Here is a 7,186-nt window from a genome sequence, read left to right as displayed (position 1 = left end):
ACGAAAAAAGAGCGGCGGATCGATCCGTATCGCGATTGATCCGCCGCTACCGTTTTTCACTCGAAGTTAACGCCGGAAAACCCGACAACCCCACCCTCGCCACTCACTGAACCGCTCTCCCGCGCCATCTTCGCATCGGCGGCGCAACATGCCCGGAGGTCAGCCTCGGCGGCGGTTTGCAGCGCCGGGTAGTACTTTTGCACGTAATCCTTGACCATCCGTCGGGCGAAAGCCATGCGAGATCATCGGAAGCCTGCAGCATCACAGTCCGGATAGCGGCGGAGAGTTCCCGTTCCGGCCCGTCCGCCCGCACGGCGTGAATGTATACCCTGGACAACTTCACCATCTCCGGGTGGTCTCGGTCGGGTATGGCTGTCCCCGCTCTTGAGGGTATCGGGTGCTCGGAGAGCGGCAGGCGAGATGAGACACTCCCGAGCGGATCGAGCGACAGGCCTCCTCTGCTCTCCACAGGCGTCCAATCCTGTGGACCGTGGGGGCAACAGTATCTGGGAGGTTTCTCAGCAGGAGAGAGCGAGTCCCTCCCCCGTTCAGATGGCCCCTGAAGGCACTTCCGGCTCAAATAATGCCCGAACGGGTCGGAAACCATTTCACAGACCCGATCATACGAACGCAGTCGGTAGATGCAGGAGTAGACCCGGCACGCCTTCAGTTTGGTGCCATACTGCACGGGGTGCGACACCTCGGCAGGAAACACAGCCCGGTGGGAACACCCGCAGCAAGGACACCGCTTGTGTTCCGTGACGATAATCCGTACGGGAGGCCGTGCCTGCATAAAGACAGGAAGAAGCAGCACAGGTCGAGAAAAACCGGATACTGTTCAGCATCGCACTTCCGAAGGGGATATGGGACGTACCCTGATAGAGAGTCGGTAATTATAACCCATTTCATGCAACCGCCTCTCTTGCAACGTACAATCACCATACGCTACTTTTAATATCGATAATTCCTTAGTAAACTAGATATAGTCCTAATATTTTTCCAGGTTATGTCTGAAATAACCTTTGTTGCAATCATGGTTAGGTGTATTATTGTGGGTAAAACGAGAATCCTTGTGAAAACCTTTCTCCTGCTCCTATTATGCACATGCATCGTTGGAGGTGTGCAGGCAGCTGAATCATATGAATTTGTGGCACAATGGGGCTCCTTTGGCTCTGATGACGGGCAGTTCGTCAGGCCGGAGGGGATCTGCGTCGACAGTAAGGGGAACGTCTACGTAACGGATACGTATTACGTTGCAGATAGCAGCAGTATACAGGAGATAAACAACCGGATCCAGAAGTTCGACGGTTCCGGCACCTTCATCACAAAATGGGGATCAAATGGAACCGGAGCCGGCCAGTTCTCGTATCCCAGGGGGATAGCGGCGGATGGAGACGATATGATATATGTCGTCGAAGAGAACAATCACCGCGTTCAGAAGTTTAATGCCAATGGTTTATACATCACACAATGGGGATCGGAGGGGTCAGGTGATGGCCAGTTCGAGAGGCCGGGTGGCATTGCAGCGGATAGCGCGGGCAACATCTATGTGGCGGATACGCATAATCATCGGGTCCAGAAGTTTGATTCGACCGGCGCCTTCATCACCGCATGGGGTGCCCAGGGATCAGCCAATGGCCAGTTTAACTTTCCTTTAGCCATTGCCGTCAGTTCTGACGGCTATGTCTATGTCGGCGATGAGAATTACCGGATCCAGAAGTTCGATGCAAACGGCACCTTCATCACCAGATGGGGCTCAGAGGGCATGGGCGACGGTCGGTTCACCTATCCGCCGAGCGGTATGGCGGTGGACGACTCGGGGAACATCTTCGTTGCCGAAGGTCAGTACTATACCGGAACCGGGCTGCTGTACCGTATTCAGAAGTTTGATGCGAACGGGACATTTATCACCAAATGGGGGTACCGCGGCACAGGTGAGGGGGGGTTCCAGTATCCACGAGGTATTGCAGTCGACCAGAATGGCTTCGTCTTTGTGGCAGATGGGTGGTTGAAAAGTCAACCCCACCGGATCCAGACGTTTGCTCTTCAAAGAGATGATCTGATCGTCAACTTCACCGGAGAACCACAAGAAGGAGACTCTCCACTCCTCGTAAACTTCACCGACACATCCACCGGAACCCCGACAGCATGGTCCTGGACATTCGGCGATGGGAACACCTCTGCCGAACAGCACCCAAGCAATATCTATACCTCGCCCGGAACCTACAACGTCTCACTCACGGTCGAGAACGCAGTGGGGAGCAACACCACAACAAAGAATGGATATATCACCGTCCATGAGCTGATAGCAGGTTTCATCGGAGAGCCACGAGAAGGAGATTTTCCACTCCTTGTGAATTTCACCGATACATCCACCGGGTCACCGACATCATGGTTGTGGGCGTTTGGAGATGGGGGGTCCGCTACCGAGCAGCACCCAAACTATACCTATACCGCACCCGGTAACTACAGCGTCTCACTCACTGTTGAGAATGCAGGTGGAAGTAATACAACAACAGAGGATGAGTATATCATCGCCAGGGACTGGGTCAAAGCAGACTTCACCGTAGATACCACTGAAGGCGTTGCTCCCCTGACGGTACAATTTACCGACACCTCAACCGGAGGTCTTGCACCGCCGGATGCATGGGAATGGACATTTATACGCTTTGACGATATCGAATGGCAGTATACCACGAATGAACAGAACCCGAGCTACACATTTACAATACCTGATTATTATATTATTTCACTCCACGTAGCGAGGGATAATGTAACCGACATAGCGGTTTTAAGTGACGGGATCAGGGTGACGCAGGCACCGCCTGTCGCCAGTTTCATCGGAAATACCACCGAGGGCCCTGCTCCGCTGACCGTTCAATTCACCGATACTTCGACCGGGAATGTATCAGAATGGAACTGGGACTTTGGAGATGGCGTCACCTCAACAGAACAGCATCCACTGAAAACCTATGGTATACCCGGCCTCTACACCGTATCACTGAATGCAACCAACGATGGTGGAAGCAGCCTTGAAACGAAGACCGATTATATCACGGTCACCGGTTCACCAACACCGCCTCTCGCGAATTTCGCTGGAACACCGACAACAGGGGCAGCCCCACTTACCGTTCAGTTTACCGATCTCTCGACCAGAGGGCCAACGCAATGGTTCTGGCAATTTGGAGACGGAACCAATTCCACAGCCCAAAACCCGAAAAAGACCTTTACCACAGCCGGCACCTATACGGTATCGCTCACTGCAACAAATGCAGCCGGAGGCGACGGTGTAACAAAGACTGATTATATCACAGTCACCACCCCCGTACCACCTGCTGCGAACTTCACCGGGACACCCAGAACCGGAACCGCACCGCATACCGTACAGTTCACCGATCTCTCGACAGGGAACCCGACGGCATGGTTCTGGCAGTTCGGGGATGGAACGAACTCGACAGAGCAGAATCCACTGAAGGTCTACACCACCGCCGGGAGCTACTCTATTTCACTTAATGCAACAAATGCACAGGGCAGCAGCAGTACGGTAGAAGATAATTACATAACAGTCACCGATGGGCAGACACCGCCTGTCGCAACATTCTCCGGTGCACCCACAAACGGCACCGCACCGCTCGTTGTGCAGTTTACCGATCTCTCGACCGGAACGCCGACTGCATGGCTCTGGCAGTTCGGGGATGGGACGAACTCGACAGAGCAGAACCCGGAGAAGATCTATACGACACCCGGCACCTACACCGTCTCGCTGAATGCAACAAACGCACAGGGCAGCAGTTCCGTAATAAAAGATCAGTTCATCACGGTCACCGACACTCCATCACCGCCTGCTGCCAACTTCACAGGAACGCCCACGGCCGGCATCCGTCAACTTACGGTGCAGTTTACCGATCTCTCGACCGGAAACCCGACTGCATGGCTCTGGCAGTTTGGGGATGGAACAAACTCCACAGAACAGCACCCTCAAAAGACATACACAGCAGTCGGCACCTACACCGTCTCGCTGAATGCAACAAATGAAGACGGGAGCAGTACTCGAACAAAAGAGCATTTTATCAATGTCGTTGATGTCCCGGTGCCGGGAGATTACACATTTACCACCCAATGGGGCTCAAGGGGTTCAAATGACGGGCAGTTTGTCTATCCCGAAGGGCTGGCCGTGGATGGCGGCGGTACGCTCTTTGTCGTCGATCAGGGAAATTATCGTATCCAGAGGTTCGATGGGAACGGTACCTTTATGCAGAAGTGGGGAACGTCCGGCTCAGGAGAGGGAGAGTTTGACGTCCCGAGGGATATTGGTGCAGACGGGGAGGGGAATCTCTATGTGACCGATACCTGGAATGCCCGCATACAGCAGTTTGACAGCACGGGTTCGTTCGTCTCGGAATGGGGATCATACGGCTCCGGTGACGGACAGTTCACGTATCTGTACGGTGTGGCGGCGGACACGGCAGGAGATGTCTATGTGACCGATGCCGACCGGATCCAGAAGTTCAGCCGGAATGGAACGTTCATCACGAAATGGGGGACATCCGGCTCCGGTGACGGACAGTTCAACTCGGCTATGGGTATCGCCGCTGATTCAGGCGGTAATGTCTATGTGGTCGACTGGGGGAATAATCGGGTTCAGAAGTTCGATAGCAACGGTACGTTCATCACAAAATGGGGAGCTCCGGGATCAGGAGACGGAGAGTTCTCCGGACCGAAGGGTATTGCGGTGGACGATGCGGACAATGTCTATGTAGCAGATGCCAAAAACCACCGCATCCAGATTTTTGCCGCAAACGGAACGTATCTGACCCAAATAGGGGCCTTTGGATCAGATGAAGGCCAGTTCAACGAGCCGTTTGATGTTCAGGTAGACAGTACGGGTAGCGTCTATGTATCGGATGCAAGGAACCACAGGATACAGGTCTTCTCACCCACCATTGAAGGAATGCCGGTTGCCGGCTTTGCCGGCACCCCGACATCCGGTGAAACGCCGCTGACCGTCACATTCACCGATGCATCGACCGGGGATATCGCAGCATGGCACTGGACCTTCGGCGATGGAACAACATCAGCTGAAAAGAACCCGACGAAGATATACACGAACCCGGGAACCTACACCGTCTCTCTCACCGTCACCACTGCAATCGGAAGCGATACCGAAGAAAAGAGCAATTTCATTACCGCAACCCCGCCCCCTGAGAACTATACCTATGCCGGGGAGTGGGGATCGTACGGGGACGGACGGCTCCTTGCCCCGACTGGAACTGCGATAGATAATGACGGTGTGATCTATGTGATAGATTCGGGCAACAATCGCATCCAGAAATTCGATAGTAATGGCACTTTTATTACGTCATGGGACGGGCAGTTTGGAGCAGAGTGGGAAGAGGGATTTCTGCAAGGGGAGGCATATGGTATTGCAGTTGATGCCGATGGCTTCGTGTATGCCTCAACCGGTAGCCGTATCCAGAAGTTCACCCGCGAAGGATCCTTCGTTACCGAATGGGGATCGGCCGGTACCGGCGACGGGCAGTTCCAGGATGCAAAGGGTATTGCAATCGATGATTCCGGGAATGTCTATGTTGCAGATTTCGTAGTTAACCGTATTCAGAAGTTCACCACCAACGGCACCTTCATCGGACAGTTCAGGTTCTCGCAGGGATCGGGTGACGGAGAGTTCGGATTAGGACCAAGCGGCATCGCGGTCGATGCCGACGGTGCCATGTATATCACCGATCAGATCAATAACCGTGTCCAGAAGTTCGACGGCAACGGGGCATTTATCACACAATGGGGCTCTTATGGCACCGGAAACGGGATGTTCAGAAGTCCGGAAGGCATTCAGGTCGATGGTACCGGCACCGTGTACGTTGCCGATAGCATGAACAACCGCATCCAGACCTTCAGCAGCACCGGTACCTTCATCACCGCATGGGGAAGCAGGGGTGCTGATGACGGGAATTTTGATGGCCCCCATAGTATTGCCATTGACAGCACTGGCAGCATCTATGTAACAGACTTCTATAATAACCGCGTCCAGAAGTTCAGCAGCGACAGCGCCTTCATCACCGCATGGGGCGGCGAACCGCCTGGTGATGGAGAGTTTTATCATCCGAACGGGATGGCGGGGGACGGCGACGGTGCTGTGCTTGTGGCAGACACCAACAACCATCGCATCCAGAAGTTCGACAGAAACGGCACCGTTATCACCACGTTCGGCGAGCGTGGATCACCCACCGCTCCGGGGGAGATTCCTGTAGATGAGGCTGATGGGAAATTCTTCATGCCGGAAGGTGTCGCCATCGACGGAGATGGCTTCATCTATGTAGCAGATACCGGCAATCATCGCATCCAGAAATTCGACACAAACGGAACGTTCATCAGAAAATGGGGCTCGTATGGAACGAGTGACGGGGCGTTTGACAACCCGGAGAGCATTGCAGCAGACGCAGATGGATTCATCTATGTGGCAGATACCGGCAATAATCGCATTCAGAAGTTTGATAGGAACGGCACCTTCATCACAAAATGGGGATCGGCCGGCATCAGTGACGGGAGGTTTGGAGAACCGCGCGGGATTGCAGTTGATCCGGCCGGTTATGTCTATGTTGCAGATTGCAACAATATCCGCGTCCAGAAGTTTGACAGTAACGGCACATTCGTCACCGGATGGGGTTCATCCGGCACCGGGGACGGGCAGTTTTATCGCCCGGAAAGAATCGCATCGGACGGAACGGGCAATATCTATGTGACAGACCCGGGTAATTACCGTGTCCAGAAGTTCACCAGTAATGGTGTTTGCATCACCACATGGGGAACCCGCGGCTCCGGCGACGGCGAGTTTGATGTGCCCCAGGGCATCTGCATCGATGCGGACGGCCTGGTTTTTGTGGTAGATGAATACAATAACAGAGTCCAGGTATTTTCTCCCTCCAACCCGATTCCCGCACCAGTTGCTTCCTTTACTGCGAATGTGACAGGCGGTTATGCCCCGCTCACCGTCCGGTTCACCGACACCTCCACCGGCAGCCCGACCTCCTGGTCGTGGAGCTTCGGCGACGGCGCGACCTCGACCGAGCAGCACCCAATCCACACCTACACAACCGCCGGCACCTACACCGTCAACCTGACCGCAGCGAATGGCGACGGCTCGAACACTCGGACACAGACCAACTACATC

At 54.3% G+C, this 7,186-nt stretch carries 2 protein-coding genes; one reads left to right on the top strand and one right to left on the bottom strand.

What is annotated here, in order from left to right:
* Positions 1 to 56: 56 nt before the first annotated feature.
* Positions 57 to 236 carry a hypothetical protein gene (locus tag ABH15_RS13515; protein WP_128695132.1) on the bottom strand — a complete coding sequence of 60 codons (180 nt, stop codon included), beginning with the start codon at positions 234 to 236 and terminating at the stop codon, positions 57 to 59.
* Positions 237 to 1,147: 911 nt separating this feature from the next.
* On the opposite strand from ABH15_RS13515, the gene ABH15_RS13510 reads away from it, so the two are divergent.
* Positions 1,148 to 7,186 (top strand): PKD domain-containing protein (locus ABH15_RS13510; RefSeq protein ID WP_164913772.1); only part of this gene is annotated, 6,039 nt, incomplete at its 3' end.

Source organism: Methanoculleus taiwanensis (assembly GCF_004102725.1).
GTDB classification, from domain to species: domain Archaea; phylum Halobacteriota; class Methanomicrobia; order Methanomicrobiales; family Methanoculleaceae; genus Methanoculleus_A; species Methanoculleus_A taiwanensis.
Note: the sequence above shows the minus strand (reverse complement) of the source record. Positions and strands in the feature narration are given on the sequence as shown.